This window comes from uncultured Oscillibacter sp., from assembly GCF_910587525.1.
Lineage (GTDB): Bacteria > Bacillota > Clostridia > Oscillospirales > Oscillospiraceae > Oscillibacter.
Map to the genome: position 1 here is coordinate 1 of NZ_CAJULS010000045.1, position 16,069 is coordinate 16,069.

The following is a 16,069-nucleotide window of genomic DNA, read 5'->3' on the forward strand; positions in this document are numbered from 1 at the left end:
CGAAAAAACGGGTGACACCGGAGATCAACGCCATCTCCACCCTGCTCTTTGTGACCGTGCTGCTGCTGCTGGTCATCGTCAATCTCCGGGAGGCCCACATGGAGCGGACCGGACAGCAGGAGCGCCGGCCCAAGCCGGTTTTCCAGCGCCTGACCCGGTTCCTGGACTCCCCCAGGGGAAAATGGTTCCGCCGGATCACAGCCGGCGTTCTGGCCGCCGCCTTCCTGGTGACTGTTTGCCTTCTCACCAGCGCCACCAATGCTCAGCCGGTGGTAAACGTATGCAGCTGGGGCGAGTATATTGACGAAGAGCTCATCACCCAATTTGAGGAGGAGACAGGCATTCTGGTGAACTACCAGACTGCCGAGAGCAACGAGGCCCTATACTCCCTGCTGAAAAGCGGCGCCGGGGACTACGACGTCATCGTACCCTCTGACTATATGATCTCCCAGCTCATTGAAGAGGATATGCTCTCGGAGCTGGATTACAGCCAGATCCCCAACTACTCCCTGATCTCGGACCGTTTCAGGGGCCTGACCTACGACCCGCAGGAGCGCTACACCGTCCCCTACGCCTGGGGTACTGTTGGCATCATCTACAACACCGCCATGGTGGCGGAGCCCATCACCAGCTGGAGCGCCCTGTTTGACGAACAGTACGCCGGAAACGTGCTGATGTTCCGGAATTCCCGGGATGCCATGGCCACGGCTCTGTGTTACCTGGGGTATTCGCTGAACACCACCGATCCCGGGCAGCTCCGGGAGGCCTTTGAACTCCTCCAGAACGCCAAGAGCCGGGGGGTATACCAGTCCTTTGTCATGGATGAAATTTTCCAGAAACTGGAGGGCGGCAACGCCGCCATCGGCGCCTACTATGCTGGGGATTACCTCACCATGCTGGAGAACAACGAGGACTTGGCCTTTGCGGTCCCCGAGGAGGGCTCCAACTGGTTCATGGACGCCATGTGCGTGCTGAAAAGCGCCCCCCACTACGATGAAGCCATGGCATGGATCAACTTCATCGCCTCCACTGAGGCCAATCTGGCCAATATGGACTACATTGGATACGCCTCTCCCAACCAGCAGGCGCTGGAGCAGTATCCGGGCTATTATGAGGCGCTGTACGACGAGCCCCTGGACCCGGAGATCTACGGGATCATGGCGGCGCCTGCGGAGACGCTGGAGCGCTGCGAGGCGTACCTGGTCCTCCCTGCCCATATCCGTACACTTTACAATGACCTTTGGACAGAGCTTGGGATTTAGCTAAAGCAAAGCGCATTCCTTCCCCTGCCATTGCCAATTTTAATTCAGGAGGTATCCACTATGATCCTGATCGGAACAAAATGCCAATTGGAACAGACCGTCACCCAGGAGCTGACGGCCGCCGCCGTGGGCTCCGGAGCCCTGCCGGTATTCGGCACGCCCTTTATGGCCGCCATGATGGAAAACGCCGCCCTGACGGTCCTCCAGAACTTTCTGGAAGAGGACCAGGGCAGCGTGGGCACCCATCTGGACATTCACCATGACGCCCCCACCCCCATTGGTATGAGGGTCTGGGCAGAGGCGGAGATCACCGGTGTGTCGGAAAACGGAAAGATGGTGGACTTCAAAGTCTCCGCATGGGATGAACGCGGTCCCGTGGGCGGCGGAACCCATACCCGGGCCATCATTAACAGCCAGCGGTTTTTGGACAAGTGTAATAAAAAACTGGAGCAATGACCCGCAAAAACGCCCCTGGAGGAGTCCTCCAGGGGCGTTCTCTTTTACGCAGAAATCACAGCGTCAGAGACGGCGCACTGTATACACGGCCGGCCAGCTCGCTGTTGAGCATGTACAGACTCTTGGGATCAGATCCAAAGAGCTCCATTTTGGAGATCAGGTCGTTGGCATTGTCCTCCTCCTCACCCTGCTCTTTCACGAACCAGTCCAGGAACTGCATGGTACGGAAGTCCTTCACCTCATAGGCGGCGGCATAGATGTCATTGATGAGGCCGGTGACATACAGCTCGTGCTCCAGGCCGGCTTTCAGCACCGCCATGTCGCTGTCCATCACCTTGTCGGGCTTGGCAATGGCGTCCAACGTCACTTTGGCGCTGTTGTTGTGAAGATACTGGTAGAAAAGCATGGCATGGTCCCGCTCCTCCTGGGCCTGAATCTTATACCAGTTGGCAAAGCCGTCCAATCCCCGGGCCTCAAAATAATTGGAGAAATCCAAATAGAGGTAGGCAGAATAAAACTCCTTGTTGATTTGATCATTCAGCAGCGCGGCAACTTTTTCATTCAGCATGTTACATGTTCCTTTCCAGTTTTTTAAGGTGATTATATTCCGGTCTCTGAGAAAAATCTATTGTAAATGCGACAAAAATCGGATCTTTTTCAAGCAAGGCCTAATCAGAACAGTGTCATCTGGCTGGTCTCCGCCATCCCCGCGAAGGCCCCCAGGGCCTTGAGCTGCTCAATGTGGGTCTTGGAGAGCTTATTGCAGCACATGGCAAACTCCTCGATAGAGATAAACTCCTTCCCTTCCCGCTTCTCCGCCGTGTCTACCGCCGCCGCGTCGCCCAGACCGTGAACGGAGACAAAGGGTGGAAGAAGCCCTCCGTCCACAATCTTGAATTTTGTGGCGTCAGACTTATAGATGTCGATAGTTTCGAAATGGTAGCCCCGAAGATAGAACTCGTAGCACACCTCCAGGGTGGTCAGCAGGTTCTGTTCCACGGCTGTGGCGTCCTTGTTGTTCTCGATCTCCCGGATCTTCCGCTTCACCGCGTCCTTTCCGGCACAGCAGTACTCTGCGTCAAAGGCCTTGGCGCGGACAGAGAAGAACGTGGCGTAGAAGGCCAGGGGCTCATGAACCTTGTACCAGGCGATGCGGAATGCCATCATCACGTAGGCAACAGCATGGGCCTTGGGAAACAGATAGCCGATCTTGGCAAGAGACTCAATGTACCAGTCGGGCACGTCATGCTCCCGCATGGCCTCCTCCCAACCGGGCTCGAAGCCGCCCTTTTTCACCTTCCCCTTCCGCACAGATTCCATGATCTTGAAGCTCATCTTGGGGTCCAAACCCATTTTGATGAGGTAGAGCATGATATCGTCCCGGCAGCCCACCGTATCCAGAACGCCGGCGGTACCGCTGAGGATCAGGTCCTTGGCGTTGCCCAGCCACACGTCGGTGCCGTGGGAGAATCCGGACAGGCGCACCAGTGTGCTGAAATCCTTCGGCTGGGTGTCCACCAACATCTGCCGGGTGAAGCGGGTGTTGAACTCCGGGATGGCTACGGCCCCGGTGGGCCCCAGGATCTCGTCGTTCTCATAGCCCAGCACCTTGCTGGAGGTGAAGATGGACATGGTGTCTGGGTCGTCCAGAGGAATTTTCTGTGGGTCCACTCCGGTGAGGTCCTGCATCATGCGGACCATAGTGGGGTCATCGTGGCCCAACATGTCCAGTTTTAAGAGGTTGGCTTCCATGGAGTGGTATTCAAAGTGAGTGGTGATGGTGTCGGAGCCGTCATCATCCGCCGGGTGCTGGACGGGACAGAAATCCTCCATGTCCTTGTCATCCGGGACCACCACCAGACCGCCGGGATGCTGCCCGGTGGTGCGGCGGGTGCCCACACAGCCTAGAGTCAGCCGGTTTTCCTCTGCCCGGCCCGCCGTCATGGCGTTCTCCTCCAGATACTTTTTCACAAAGCCGTAGGCGGTCTTCTCCGCCAGCGTCCCAATGGTCCCCGCCCGAAACACCTGGGTCTCGCCGAACATCTCGATGGCGTGGCGATGGGCTCGGGACTGATACTCGCCGGAGAAATTCAGGTCGATGTCTGGCACCTTGCCGCCGCCAAAGCCCAGGAAAGTCTCAAAGGGAATATCAAAGCCGTCCTTTTCATACTTGGCGCCGCACACCGGGCAGACCTTGTCCGGCATGTCCGCGCCGCAGCCGTAGGAGCCGTCCTCGATAAACTCGCTGTTTTTACACTGGGGACAGCGGTAATGGGGCGGCAGGGAGTTGACCTCCGTGATGCCGGACATATAGGCCGCAAGAGACGACCCAACAGATCCCCGGGAACCCACCAGATAGCCGTTCTCCAGAGACCGCTGCACCAATTTCTGGGCGGACATATACACCACGTCGTACTTACCCAGAATGCCGCCCAGCTCGATATCCAGGCGATCCACAATGAGCTTTGGCGGGTCCTCGCCGTAGAGGCGGTGAACCTTCTCCCAAACCAGGCGGTTCAGGTCCTCCTCGGAGTTTTCCAGTCTGGGCGGAAACAGTTCTTTGGGCAAAAGCTCAAAAGTCTCGATCTGATCCGCAATCAGCCGGGTGTTAGCCACCACCACCTCGTAGGCCTTCTCCTTCCCCAGATAGGCAAACTCCTCCAGCATCTCGTCCGTGGTCTTGAAATAGATGGGCAGGGGCTCGTTGGCGTCCGAAAACTTCTTGGACGCCAGCAGGATGTGCCGGTACACCTCGTCCTCCGGCTCCAGAAAGTGGACGTCCCCTGTGGCGCAGACAGGCTTGCCCAGCTCCTCTCCCAGGCGGACGATGGTGCGGTTAAAGTTCCGCAGGTCCTCCTCGCTGCGGGCGTCACCGTTGCGGAGCATAAATTGGTTGTTGCACAGGGGCTGGATCTCCAAATAGTCGTAAAAGGAGGCGATGCGCTTGAGCTCGTCCCAGTCCTTGTGGTCCGCCACGGCCTTGAACAGCTCTCCCGCCTCGCAGGCGGAGCCCACGATGATCCCCTCCCGGTGCTCTTTCAGCAGGCTCTTGGGGATGATGGGCACCCGCTTGAAGTATTTCAGATTGGAGGCGGAAATCATCTGGTAGAGATTCTTCAGCCCCACCTTGTTCCGGGCCAGCAGGATGATGTGCTTGGGGAAGCGGTTGGACTTGCCCCCCAGGGGACGTAGTTTCTCCATCTCCCCATTCACCGCCTGCAGGGTGTGGACGCCCTTCTCATGGAGCATTTTCCAGAAGGGAATCAGCATATAGCCCACCGTGGCCGCGTCGTCACTGGCCCGATGGTGGTTGAATGCGGGCAGATCCAGATGCTCCGCCACAATATCCAGCTTGTATTTCCCCAGGCCCGGCAACAGGTTCTGGGCCAGAATCAACGAGTCGATGTAAGTGGGCTGAAAGTCCAGCCCCGCCTCCCGGCACCCAGCCCGGATGAAGCCGATGTCGAATTCCGCGTTGTGGGCCGCCAGAGGGCGGCCATTCACAAATTTCAGAAAATCCGCCAATGCCTCTTTGGGCTGGGGAGCGTCTTTCAGCATCTCGTCTGTGATGCCCGTCAGACCGATGATCTCCGGCGTCAAACGGCGGCCCGGGTTGACAAAGGTCTGAAACCGCTCCGCAATCTCTCCATTTTTCAGCACCACCGCGCCGATCTCTGTGATGGCCTCCCGGTCCACCTTAAGGCCGGTGGTCTCAATGTCAAAGCAGACGATCTCGTCATCCAGGCCGCAGTCCAGCAAGCCGTGGACCGCCACCCGGTCATCCAGGTTGTTGACAAAATAACCCTCCACGCCGTAGAGAATCTTGATCTTATCCCCAGCGGCGTGCCACGCGTCCGGGAAGGACTGGGCCACGCCATGGTCCGTGATGGCAATGGCGGGATGTCCCCAGCGGATGGCGGCCTGAATGACCTCCTTGGTATCCGTCAAGGCATCCATGTTGCTCATTTTAGTGTGGAGGTGCAGCTCCACACGCTTCTCTGGAGCAGTGTCCTGCCGGGGCTGGTGCTCAGTGACATTGATGTGGTAGGGGTTCAGCTGAATGTCCTTGCCATCCCAGGTGGGCTCCATTTTTCCCTGGACGCACAGCCACATACCGGGCTTGACGGCGCTCTCCAGAGTCTGGGCCTCCTTGGCAGTGAGGTTTTTCTGCACCGTCACGGAGTTTGTGTAATCCGTCATGTCAAAGCTCAGCCGCCACATACCCGGCCGCCGGGTCTCCCGGCACTCGAAGGAAAAGACTTTCCCCGTCACAACCGCGCTGCTCATCTTCAAATCCAGGTCCTTCATGGGCACGGGCCTTGCCTTGATGGGGTTTCCCATCAGCACCTTGCCCACAACAGGTCTGCCGCCCTTCCCCGCCCTGGGGACGGATGCCTCCCGGGCGGGGAAAGGCCGCAGAGCCTCCGGCGCCTTGCAGGTGATATCCATCTCCACCCTAGAGAAGCCGTAGACTGCCCGCAGGGCGTCCTGAATCCCCCGCAAATCCTCCTCGCTCAGCTGGCTCTTCACCGCCAGCTGGAGGCGGATAGACATCTCCCCCTGGTCGATGGCGGCGCCGCTCAGCACCGCTCCCGCCAGTTTCAGCCGCAGCTCCGGGGAAAGCTGCAGCTCCGTAAACATTTCAAAAAATGGGATGTTTCTCGACATAGTGTTTTACTAATCTTCCTTCTCATCGTTCTGGCCCGTGCTCTGGTCTTTGAGCTGTTCCTCAAGTCTCTCAAAACGCCGGTCCATGGAGAACTTGATCCACACACCCATGATAACGATTGCAGCCACCGAGCCAATGGGCCACACCTGTCCGCCAAAAGTCGAGAGATTGAGGAATGCGCCAAGCACCAACGCAAAAAGAGCTGCTTTCATAACATTCCTCCTGTACTCATATTGAATCCGTCAACGTCCGTGGCAATGACGGCCGGCACTGCCGATAAGCGCCGCCAGCACGCCAACTCTGCCCAGGTATTTCACGGCATTTTCGCCCTGCCGCTCCAAATATACAGCCTGAAAGAGCAGCAAAAAAATAACCAGTACCCAGAGCAGCACAGTCTTTCCCCGCTCCGGCATAAAACGCTCCCTCCACTGTGAATCACAGTTTCTCGATCTCCTCCATCAGAGCATCCACAAGCCGCTCCTGCGGCATCTTGTAAAGGATTTTCCCTTTTCGGAACAGAAGTCCCGCGCCCTTACCGCCGGCAATACCGATATCGGCGGCGGCAGCTTCGCCGGGGCCGTTGACAGCACACCCCATCACCGCCACAGTGATGTTCTTTTCACAGTCCGCCAAACGCCGCTCCACCTCCTCCGCCATGGGGATGAGGTCGATGCGGGTGCGGCCGCAGGTGGGACAGGCAATGAGGTTCACCCCCTGCTTCCGAAGGCCCGCTGCCTTTAAGATCTTCTTGGCGGCGTAGATCTCCTCCAGCGGGTCGGCAGTCAATGTCACCCGGATAGTGTCGCCAATTCCCATGCAGAGCAGTCCTCCGATACCCATGGCGGACTTCACCAGCCCCATGGAGGGCGTGCCAGCCTCCGTAACCCCCAAGTGCAGGGGGTAATCCGTCCGTGCACTCAAGAGGCGGTAGGCCGCCATAGTCAGCGGCACGTCGGAGCACTTGACGGAGATGCAGATATCGTCAAAGTCGAATTTGTTCAGCAGATGTACGTGGCCCATGGCGCTCTCCACCAGAGCCTCGGCAGTGACACCACCGTACTTTGCCCGCAGCTCCTTTTCCAAAGAGCCGCCGTTGACGCCGATGCGAATGGGAATGGATTTCCGGCGGCACAGGTCCGCCACCACTTTCACCCGCTCCTCTCCGCCGATATTGCCGGGGTTGATACGGATAGCGTCCACGCCCCGCTCCGCACAGGCAATCGCGTACTTATAATTGAAATGGATATCTGCCACCAGGGGAATATGGATACGCTCTTTCAGCTTGTCCACTACCTCTGCTGCCGCCTGGTCCGGAATGGCTACCCGGATGATCTCACACCCAGCGGCCTCCAGATCCAGAATCTGAGCCACAGTGGTCTCCACATCATCGGTCTTCGTATTGCACATGGATTGGATCGTCACCGGTGCGCCGCCGCCCACAGGAACGCCGCCCACCAGCAGCTGTTTCGTCATGATTATCCTCCCTTCCTCAGCCGGGCGTAGATACAGGAATCCAGAATCTCCCCATTTTTATAGACACTGTTTTGAAGGACTCCCTCCAGGGTGAAGCCCGCCTTCTCCAGCACACCCCGGGAACCCGCGTTCCTGGCATATGGTTCCGCATGGATGCGGACAATATCCCAGACCTCAAAGCCCAGGCCGCACATCTCTTTCACGGCAGCGGTCATGATGCCCTGCCGCCAGAAGGGACGGCCCAGCCAATAGCCCAGCTCCGCACTCCTGCGGTACACATCTTCTCCAAGAAAAAGCGCAATACTGCCAACAGCCCTGCCGTCTACCAAAATGGCGCGGCACAGCTGGCCCTCTCCCTCCTGCTCTATGCAGGAGCGGACAAAACCTTCCGCATCCGCCAGCGTATAGGGGGTTGGAAATACATCTCTCAGGTTCTGTGCCACCAGCGGGTCATCGGCATAGGGGACTATGACGGAGGCATCCTCCATCCGCCAGGGCCGCAGTGTAAAGTTCATATTCTTTTCTCCTATTGAAACAGCTTAAATACATCCTGAAAAGTCACCAGCAGCATAAAGCCCATCAACACCACGAAGCCCACCGTGTTCACAGCGGCCTGGTACCGCTCCGGAACCTTCCTCTTAAAGAGCAGCAGCGTCAGCTGATCCACCAGCAGGAAAAACACCCGTCCGCCGTCCAGCGCCGGGATGGGCAGCATGTTCATCACCGCCAAATTCACCGCAATCAGCGCGGCAAAATAGAAGATCTGTGACCAGGCATCTTTTTGGGTCTCCGCCTGATCCCCCACCTCGGTGATGGCGGAGACAATGCCCACTGGGCCGCTGAGGTCCTGAACGGAGGCCCCGCCGGTAAATAACTGCACCAGGCTGAACCGCACCAATTGAACAAAGTCCAGCGCTGTATTCCAGGTGTATTTCAGCTTGTTTCCCAAGGTGGCCTCTTCGGCGTACCGGCCTATATACAAACCAAAGCCCCGGTAGGCACTGCCGTCCTGCGCAGTATAGGTCTGCCGCCGGATATCCCTCACCACATGACGCGTTCCCTCCCGGATGACCTCAATCTCTACGCCGTCCCTGGCATAGCTCAAAAACATGCTGGAGTCTCCGGCCAGATAGGCACGGTAGCCGTTGATTTTGTAGATCCGATCTCCGGGCATCAGGCCCTCTTCCCCCTGCCGCGGAAACTCCGGAGCCAAGTCCATGATCTGATCAGTGTAAAAGACTCCCGCGCCGGCATACAGACACAGCAGAATCAAGAGGCCTGTCAAAAAGTTCATGCCCGCTCCGGCTACCAGAATCAGGAGTTTTTGCCAAAAGCCCTGGCGGACAAAGGACCGCTCGTCTCCGGTGTCCTCGTCCTCCCCCTCCATGGCACAAAAGCCGCCGATGGGCAGGGCCCGGAAGGAATACTGGGTCTCCCCCCGCTTGCGGCTCCACACATTGGGTCCCATGCCGATGGAAAACTCATTGACCCGCACACCGCAGAGTTTTGCCGCCAGGAAGTGCCCCAGCTCATGAACCGCCACCAGAATTCCAAAAATCAAAACTGCCGCCAGGATATAGATCAGCTTCATGAAAAATGCTCCTTGCTCACGATCTCACGGGCCGCCTGGTCCGCCTCCAAAATCTCTTCCAACGTGGGCTTCTCCACTGCCGGAAGGGCCGCTATAGCCTTTTTCGTCAAATGGAAAATGTCGTAAAACCCAATCCGGTCCGCCAAAAACAGCCGGACCGCCTCCTCATTGGCACCGTTCAGCACGGCACAGGCCGTGCCGCCCCGGACAGCTGCCTCCTCCGCCAGCGCCAGGCAGGGAAACACCTCCCGGTCCGGCGGTGCAAAAGTCAGCGGCGGGCAAGACAGCAGGTCCAACGGATCCGCCGGATTCTCACCCCGCTCCGGGTATGTCATGGCGTACCGGATGGGCAGGCGCATATCCGGCGTCCCCAGCTGAGCCAGCACAGCCCCGTCCCGAAACTCCACCAGAGAGTGGACAATGGACTGTCGGTGGACCACCACGTCCACCTGCTCCAAAGGCAGGCGGTAGAGCCGCATGGCCTCGATGACCTCCAGCCCTTTGTTCATCAGCGTAGCGCAGTCCACAGTGATCTTGGGGCCCATGGTCCAGTTTGGATGTTTCAGAGCGTCTGCCTTTGTCATCCTGCCCGCTTCCACCGTGTTCATGCCGTAAAAGGGACCGCCGGAGCAGGTTAGAATCAGCCGCTTGATCTCCTGCCGGCTGGCACAGCCCTGGAGGCATTGGAAGATGGCGGAGTGCTCCGAGTCTACGGGAATGATCTCCGCGCCGGTTTTCTCCGCCGCATCCATCACCAGCTCTCCGGCACAGACCAGAGTCTCTTTGTTGGCCAAGGCAATCCGCTTTTTCTCTCCAATGGCGGCAAGCGTGGGCCTCAGCCCCACCATACCCACCACTGCGGTAACCACCGTGTCCGCCTCAGGCAGCGCGGCCGCCTCCTCCAGGGCGGCGAATCCGCCCAGCACCCTGGTATCCGTGTCCTTTAGCCGGACCGCCAAATCCCGGGCCGCTGCCTCTTCAGTCATCACCGCCAGACGGGGATGGAACTTCCGGACCTGCGCCTCTAAGCGGTCTACGCTGCTGTTTGCGGTGAGCGCCGCTACACAAAGACCCAGCTGTTCCGCCACATCCAGGGTCTGGCGGCCAATGGAGCCAGTGGACCCCAATATTGATATTGTATTCGTCATATTTCTTGTCCTACTTCAACAACCCCAAAAAAGCGGTTGGAAAAAGTGTTAAGATGATTTCCACCACCGGAGCCACAAACAGCACGCTGTCAAAACGGTCCAGCACACCGCCATGTTCCAGGAAGATATGCCCATAATCCTTGACGCCGAACTCCCGCTTGATGAGGGAAAAGCTCAAATCACCGATCTGGGCCACCACGCCGCAGATCAGAGACAGCAGAACCATGGGGACAGCGGCGATGGAGGCGCCGAACCAACGGTCCATGACGTAAGCAAAGAGCAGGCCGCAGACCACGTTGCCCGCAAGACCGCCGATGGAGCCCTCCACGGTTTTCTTAGGGCTGACCTTGGGGGCCAGCTTGTGTCTGCCCAGGGTGAGGCCGGCGAAATAGGCGAAGGTGTCGCAGGAGAAGCTGAGGAGAAAGGGTAGGAGCAGATAAGCCCGGTGAACGCCGGAGGCCTCCAGCCGGAGGAAGGCGGAGAAGGACCAGCCGATGGCAATACTTCCAAAAAGCGCCGCCATGATCTGTTGAAACTTTATCTTCCCGCCTTTAAAAATAGCATCGCAAAAGATAATCACGCCTTCCAGAAGAAACAGCAGCGCAACTACCTCTGGCCGGTCATAATACCACTCTACTGTAAATATCGAAACAATTGCGCTTAGGCTCACCAGCCGGCTCCGCTTTACGCCGCTGACGCATTGCTGCAACTCCATACTGCCAACCCCCGCCAGAAGGCACAGGGCGGTCATCATCACAATACTTGGCGCCCAGAGCACCACGTAAATCAGCACTGGAACGCCTAAAACGGCTACCAGGATTCTTGATTTCATGAATGGTCACATCCTTTAATGTGCCGCGCGGTTCGCTTTGCGGCACCCGCAGGGGCTCCGCCCCCGCACCCCGCCAGCTTTTGAAAAAGCTGGACCAAAACTTTTTACTTCTTTACCCCGCCAAACCGGCGGTCTCTGCTCTGAAACGCCGCAATAGCCCGGTCCAACTCCGCCTCGTCGAAGTCCGGCCAGAGGGTGTCCGTGTAGTAGAACTCCGAATAGGCGCACTGCCACAGCAAAAAGTTGCTCAGCCGCAGCTCCCCGCTGGGGCGGATAATCAGCTCCGGGTCCGGAATCCCGGCGGAGTCCAGATAGCCGGAGAACAGAGCCTCGTCCAGCTCCTCCGGCCTCCGCTCCCCCGCCGCGCAGTCAGCGGCAAACCGCCGCGCCGCCCGCAGGATCTCATCCCGCCCGCCGTAATTCAGGCAGACGTTTGCCTGGAAGTCATCCCTGGAGAGATGCTCCGTAATCCCGTCCGTCTCCTTGGCCAGGGCCCGAAGCTCCGGGGCGATGGGCGTCATGTCCCCGAAGAAGTGGAGCCGGATATGGTCCCGCTCCATGGTGTCCACGGCCTCCTCCAGGTACTTTTTCAGCAGTGCCATGATGGCGGAGACCTCTGTCTCGGACCGCTTCCAGTTCTCTGTGGAAAAGGCGTAGACCGTCAGATACTTCACGCCAATATTCTTGCAGTAGGTGGCGATGCGGCGGAAGGTCTCCGCTCCAGCCTTGTGGCCGGCAGTGCGGGGCAGCCCCCGCTTTGCGGCCCAACGGCCGTTGCCGTCCATGATGATGGCAACATGGCGGGGCGGCGCAAGCCGCCCCGTATCGTTATTTTGATTCGCCATCAGACCGCCATCAATTCCTTCTCTTTTTTCGCCAGCAGGTCATCCAAGGTCTTGCAACTGTCATCGGTGAGCTTCTGGAGGTCCTTCTCTACCAGCTTCAGCTCATCTTCGGTGATCTCGGACTTCTTCTCCTGCTTTTTGAAATTGTCCATGGCGTCCCGGCGGATGTTCCGCACCGCCACCTTGCCGCTCTCGGCGTATTTGCGGATCTGCTTCACCAGCTCCTTGCGTCGCTCCTCTGTCAGCTGGGGGAAGGCCAGACGGATGGCCTTCCCGTCGTTCTGAGGATTGATGCCCAAATCGGAGTTCTGAATGGCCTTTTCAATGGCCTTCAAAGCAGAGCCGTCCCAGGGAGTGATAACCAGAGAACGGGGATCGGGAGAGGCGATGGCCGCAATCTGCTGAATGGGGGTGGGAGTGCCGTAGTAGTCCACCATGATACGGTCCAGCACCGCGGCATTGGCCCGGCCCGCCCGCACGGAGGCGAAGTCGGCGGCTACGGAGTCGATGCTCTTCTTCATTTTCTCCTCGTAAACTTTATACTCGTCTTTCAACATGATGGGGTCCTTCCTTTCAATGTAAATATATCGTGAAACACGTCCGCGGTTATTCTTTGACGATGGTGCCCACCTTCTCACCGCACAAAGCCCGAATGATATTCCGCGGGTCCTTGAGGGCAAAGAGCAGCACAGGGATGTGGTTGTCCATGGAGAGGGACGTGGCGGTGGTATCCATCACCATCAGATGCTGGGCCAGCACGTCATCGTAGCTGATAGTATCGTACTTCACGGCGGCGGGGTCCTTTACCGGGTCGGCGCTGTATACGCCGTCCACGTTCTTGGCCAGCAGAATCACGTCGGCTTCAATCTCGGCGGCCCGCAGCACGGCGGCGGTGTCCGTGGAGAAATAGGGATTGCCGGTGCCCGCGCCGAAGATAACTACCCTTCCCTTCTCCAGGTGCCGGATGGCCCGGGAGCGGATGTAGGGCTCTGCGATGGAGCGCATCTCAATAGCGGTCTGTACCCGGACGGGAATGCCCTTCTGTTCGCAGACATCCGCCACGGCCAAACAGTTCATGACGGTGGCCAGCATCCCCATATGGTCGGCCCGGGTACGCTCCATCCTGCCGCCGCTGTTCTTGGCGCCCCGCCAGAAGTTGCCGCCGCCCACCACCAAACCAACCTGGACGCCCATGTCCAGACACTCTTTGATGGTGTCGCACACGCTGCCGATCATCTCAAAATCCAGGCCCGTGCCCTTGCCGCCAGCCAGAGCCTCGCCGCTGATCTTCAACAGGACGCGCCGGTAAACAGGTTTTGCCATAGTGAGCCCTCCATTTTTCTGTTGTTGTGGTGCAGAAGTGATTTTGTCTATTTTAACTTATTTTTCCGCTTTTGCATAGGGGGTAGACAAAGATTTTACAAATAAATCGTCTTGCACCACACTTCGCCGCACAGCTCTTTCCGGAAACAGTTTCCCAAATTTGCGGCCTGCAACCGATATTTGACACCCGGGTGGTAGCCTTTTCCCGGGAAATATGGTATCCTGAGAGGGAAAAGGAGGCGGCGTTTTATGAGCTTAGGCGAGAGGATCGGTCAATACCGCAGGTCCCTGGGCGTGTCTCAGGAGGAGCTGGGGGCACGGCTGGGTGTCAGCCGCCAGGCGGTGAGCAAGTGGGAGACCAATGCCGCCACGCCGGACATGACAAATCTCATCGCCCTGGCCAAAGAGTTTGGCGTGTCCGTTGCGGAACTGACGGAGACGCCGGAACAGCCGAAAGAGGAAAAACCATCCCGGGAAAATCTGCGTCTGTTCCTCTTCCCCATTCTCATCGTCCTGCTGACACTGGTCCTGTTTTCCGCTGGATCAATTTTATGGAGCAATTTCCAGCCGGATACGTCCCCTTCCGCCGCCCCGCCGCCGAAAGATGCGGTTTCCACTGGGATGGCTGTGCCCAGCCCTGTCCCAGCCACGGATTTTGCCCTGATCTGGACCGGCAGCAATGGGGACGAGGAGTTTTTGGAGCTGGGTACGCAGGAGGATTTCTTCCCCTTCGGCACCTCTCTGGAGCTGACCGCACCGGAGGAGGTCCTGGACACGGACTTTGGCAGCATGACTGCCCACCGGGCGGACTGCGGAGCTGTCTTTATTGAATACAGCTGCATTGAAGATACTCCGGAGCCGGAGGGGGCGACACGGAAATGGGAAAACATCGACGCCCTCTCCACCATTGTGCCCGGATACGCAACTCCCCGCGGCATTACCTCCGGAAGCAGCGAGGCGGACCTGCTGGCCGCTTACGGCGACGAACTGGTATACTGCCTGAAAGAGGAGGGCTATACTTTGGTTCCTCATGACTGCTTCTACGCCTGGTCGGCCTTCGCGGACGGATACTCCACAATTTTCTTCTTTGTGGAACGAGGGAACGTATCCGGCATCCGTATGGAGAGAATGTATGACCTGGGCGACTACTATACGCCGGACAATTCGGACAACATCTACCGCTTCCCCATGAAAAACGGCGAACCGGACTTCTCTCTCCGAGAGGAGCCGGAACAAGAGGAGGTCAGCGACACCCGGCGGGTCTACATCGCCTTCAACCAGCTGGTGACCAACAACAACCTCACCACCGAGGAGCGATACGCCTACCGCCGGGACATCTTCACCCTGCTGCCGGATACGGACTGGACAGAGTTTGGGCAGATGGGTACGGCGGAGTATCCGTCGGACAGCATCTTTGCCCTGATGGACTGGCTGCAACGGCAGGACACCTATACCGAATCTGAAATCTTCTGGATCCAAGCAGGCTCTGTGGCAAAAGGAATCGACGGTGCCTATGCGGAATCTTACGACGGCCTGCTCTCCCGCGTCTTTTTCTATGATCCCGTCAGCTTCATCCGCAATCTCACCCATGACTTGGACAGTGAGGAGGATTGGCGGTTCCATTCTGTCCTTGGCGCGGCCTTTGACGGTGTCTGGTATCCTCAGGAGCTGGCCGCCGCCCGTGAAACTCTGAATACCACACTCTCCAGCGGAATGTTTACTCCGGAGGAATCGGGCTGGTGCCGCCTGATGCTACTGTATCTGGAAGCGGCAGAACGGGACGGCTTCGGCGGTCTTCCCCATTCTCCATCAGAACTGCCATAGAAAAATGCCCCGCCTTCCGGCCAATGTCATGAGGTTTGCACCGGCACTTGCGAAAAGCCCGGCACTACCGCCTGAATACAAACCGGACGGCAGTGCCTTATTTTTGAATTTCATCCGCACCTGCATGGCTTGACTGGTTCGCGGCGACCATGTTATAATTTTATTACTATAAGAGGGCTGGACAACTGATAAAGTATTAGATAGTGTCGTCAATAAAGAAGGAGCCCAATAGCAATACAACGAATTTGGACAGCAGCGGCGAAGGAAGCGGCATTTTTGGCGTAGCGCGCAGCAATGCCGCGCCACCGTTTGAGAAGAAGAAAAGCGTTCTCAATGAGATGACGAAGCTTATAAAGATATTCGCCGTATTCACGTAATTCTTTGCGTTTTTTCTTCGGGGGATAACCAGCGTCATCCCCTTGTCAGCAGCTTTGAGAATGATTGCGTCTGTATCATAGCCCCGATCTGCCAGAAGATATTCCGCTTGGAATCCCTCGATCAACTGTGCTGCAATTGTGTAATCCGCTGTGGTACCAGAAGTGACAAAGAACCGCACCGGCATACCATGCGCATCCACGGCCAGATGTATCCTGGAGTTGAGCCCCCTTTTGTACGGCCCATTGCCTGATTTCCACCTCGAGCGCCA

The 16,069-nt window shown here is 57.8% G+C and carries 15 protein-coding genes and 1 pseudogene; 3 read left to right on the forward strand and 13 right to left on the reverse strand.

What is annotated here, in order from left to right; translation table 11 throughout:
- Positions 1–1,262 (forward strand): PotD/PotF family extracellular solute-binding protein (locus QZ326_RS05890; RefSeq protein WP_295742523.1); only part of this gene is annotated, 1,262 nt, incomplete at its 5' end.
- Between the two features lie 60 nt (positions 1,263–1,322).
- Positions 1,323–1,718: a thioesterase family protein gene (locus QZ326_RS05895; RefSeq protein ID WP_295742526.1), complete on the forward strand. Its 396-nt coding sequence runs from the start codon at positions 1,323–1,325 to the stop codon at positions 1,716–1,718.
- A 55-nt stretch (positions 1,719–1,773) separates the two neighbouring features.
- Here the strand turns inward: QZ326_RS05895 and QZ326_RS05900 are convergent, their stop codons facing one another.
- The 12 genes from QZ326_RS05900 to pyrH all read right to left on the reverse strand — a co-directional run bounded on the left by QZ326_RS05900 (position 1,774) and on the right by pyrH (position 13,599).
- On the reverse strand, positions 1,774–2,286 hold the full coding sequence (locus tag QZ326_RS05900; protein WP_295742529.1) for a ferritin: 513 nt from the start codon (positions 2,284–2,286) through the stop codon (positions 1,774–1,776).
- Between the two features lie 104 nt (positions 2,287–2,390).
- Positions 2,391–6,386 (reverse strand): PolC-type DNA polymerase III, encoded by a 3,996-nt coding sequence (locus QZ326_RS05905; protein WP_295742532.1) that lies wholly within the window; start codon positions 6,384–6,386, stop codon positions 2,391–2,393.
- A 9-nt stretch (positions 6,387–6,395) separates the two neighbouring features.
- A complete protein-coding gene (locus tag QZ326_RS05910; protein ID WP_295742535.1) occupies positions 6,396–6,599 on the reverse strand; it encodes a hypothetical protein in 204 nt (67 codons plus the stop codon).
- A gap of 30 nt (positions 6,600–6,629) precedes the next feature.
- Positions 6,630–6,800 (reverse strand): hypothetical protein, encoded by a 171-nt coding sequence (locus tag QZ326_RS05915; protein WP_295742538.1) that lies wholly within the window; start codon positions 6,798–6,800, stop codon positions 6,630–6,632.
- Between the two features lie 22 nt (positions 6,801–6,822).
- Entirely contained in the window at positions 6,823–7,860 is a 1,038-nt protein-coding gene (ispG, locus tag QZ326_RS05920; protein WP_295742541.1) for a flavodoxin-dependent (E)-4-hydroxy-3-methylbut-2-enyl-diphosphate synthase, read from the reverse strand.
- Positions 7,861–7,862: 2 nt separating this feature from the next.
- Positions 7,863–8,375, reverse strand: coding sequence for a GNAT family N-acetyltransferase (locus QZ326_RS05925; RefSeq protein WP_295742544.1), 513 nt, complete (start codon positions 8,373–8,375; stop codon positions 7,863–7,865).
- 11 nt (positions 8,376–8,386) lie between these two features.
- The gene (locus QZ326_RS05930) at positions 8,387–9,451 is read right to left on the reverse strand and encodes an RIP metalloprotease (RefSeq protein ID WP_295742547.1); all 1,065 of its coding nucleotides are present in this window, start codon (positions 9,449–9,451) and stop codon (positions 8,387–8,389) included.
- Positions 9,448–10,599 (reverse strand): 1-deoxy-D-xylulose-5-phosphate reductoisomerase, encoded by a 1,152-nt coding sequence (locus tag QZ326_RS05935; protein ID WP_295742550.1) that lies wholly within the window; start codon positions 10,597–10,599, stop codon positions 9,448–9,450. Before QZ326_RS05935 ends, QZ326_RS05930 begins: the two co-directional genes overlap by 4 nt.
- A 10-nt stretch (positions 10,600–10,609) precedes the next feature.
- Positions 10,610–11,431, reverse strand: a complete 822-nt coding sequence (locus QZ326_RS05940; RefSeq protein ID WP_295742553.1) for a phosphatidate cytidylyltransferase — start codon at positions 11,429–11,431, stop codon at positions 10,610–10,612.
- Between the two features lie 104 nt (positions 11,432–11,535).
- Entirely contained in the window at positions 11,536–12,276 is a 741-nt protein-coding gene (gene uppS / locus QZ326_RS05945; protein WP_295742555.1) for a polyprenyl diphosphate synthase, read from the reverse strand.
- Positions 12,276–12,833, reverse strand: a complete 558-nt coding sequence (frr, locus tag QZ326_RS05950; protein ID WP_295742557.1) for a ribosome recycling factor — start codon at positions 12,831–12,833, stop codon at positions 12,276–12,278. The genes uppS and frr overlap by 1 nt, the downstream gene beginning before the upstream one ends.
- Positions 12,834–12,882: 49 nt before the next feature.
- Complete coding sequence (gene pyrH / locus QZ326_RS05955) at positions 12,883–13,599, reverse strand: UMP kinase (protein WP_295742560.1); 717 nt, start codon at positions 13,597–13,599, stop codon at positions 12,883–12,885.
- A 249-nt stretch (positions 13,600–13,848) separates the two neighbouring features.
- On the opposite strand from pyrH, the gene QZ326_RS05960 reads away from it, so the two are divergent.
- Positions 13,849–15,423, forward strand: coding sequence for a helix-turn-helix domain-containing protein (locus tag QZ326_RS05960; RefSeq protein WP_295742563.1), 1,575 nt, complete (start codon positions 13,849–13,851; stop codon positions 15,421–15,423).
- 209 nt (positions 15,424–15,632) lie between these two features.
- Here QZ326_RS05960 and QZ326_RS05965 read toward each other — a convergent pair.
- Positions 15,633–16,069: pseudogene (locus QZ326_RS05965) on the reverse strand (IS5 family transposase); the annotation flags it as partial.

What these genes read in the sequence shown, in the direction of transcription:
- QZ326_RS05895 (WP_295742526.1), top strand. Translation starts at nt 1,323, where the DNA reads ATGATCCTGATCGGAACAAAATGCCAATTGGAACAGACCGTCACCCAG.
- QZ326_RS05900 (WP_295742529.1), bottom strand. Translation starts at nt 2,286, where the DNA reads ATGCTGAATGAAAAAGTTGCCGCGCTGCTGAATGATCAAATCAACAAG.
- QZ326_RS05905 (WP_295742532.1), bottom strand. Translation starts at nt 6,386, where the DNA reads ATGTCGAGAAACATCCCATTTTTTGAAATGTTTACGGAGCTGCAGCTT.
- QZ326_RS05910 (WP_295742535.1), bottom strand. Translation starts at nt 6,599, where the DNA reads ATGAAAGCAGCTCTTTTTGCGTTGGTGCTTGGCGCATTCCTCAATCTC.
- QZ326_RS05915 (WP_295742538.1), bottom strand. Translation starts at nt 6,800, where the DNA reads ATGCCGGAGCGGGGAAAGACTGTGCTGCTCTGGGTACTGGTTATTTTT.
- ispG (WP_295742541.1), bottom strand. Translation starts at nt 7,860, where the DNA reads ATGACGAAACAGCTGCTGGTGGGCGGCGTTCCTGTGGGCGGCGGCGCA.
- QZ326_RS05925 (WP_295742544.1), bottom strand. Translation starts at nt 8,375, where the DNA reads ATGAACTTTACACTGCGGCCCTGGCGGATGGAGGATGCCTCCGTCATA.
- QZ326_RS05930 (WP_295742547.1), bottom strand. Translation starts at nt 9,451, where the DNA reads ATGAAGCTGATCTATATCCTGGCGGCAGTTTTGATTTTTGGAATTCTG.
- QZ326_RS05935 (WP_295742550.1), bottom strand. Translation starts at nt 10,599, where the DNA reads ATGACGAATACAATATCAATATTGGGGTCCACTGGCTCCATTGGCCGC.
- QZ326_RS05940 (WP_295742553.1), bottom strand. Translation starts at nt 11,431, where the DNA reads ATGAAATCAAGAATCCTGGTAGCCGTTTTAGGCGTTCCAGTGCTGATT.
- uppS (WP_295742555.1), bottom strand. Translation starts at nt 12,276, where the DNA reads ATGGCGAATCAAAATAACGATACGGGGCGGCTTGCGCCGCCCCGCCAT.
- frr (WP_295742557.1), bottom strand. Translation starts at nt 12,833, where the DNA reads ATGTTGAAAGACGAGTATAAAGTTTACGAGGAGAAAATGAAGAAGAGC.
- pyrH (WP_295742560.1), bottom strand. Translation starts at nt 13,599, where the DNA reads ATGGCAAAACCTGTTTACCGGCGCGTCCTGTTGAAGATCAGCGGCGAG.
- QZ326_RS05960 (WP_295742563.1), top strand. Translation starts at nt 13,849, where the DNA reads ATGAGCTTAGGCGAGAGGATCGGTCAATACCGCAGGTCCCTGGGCGTG.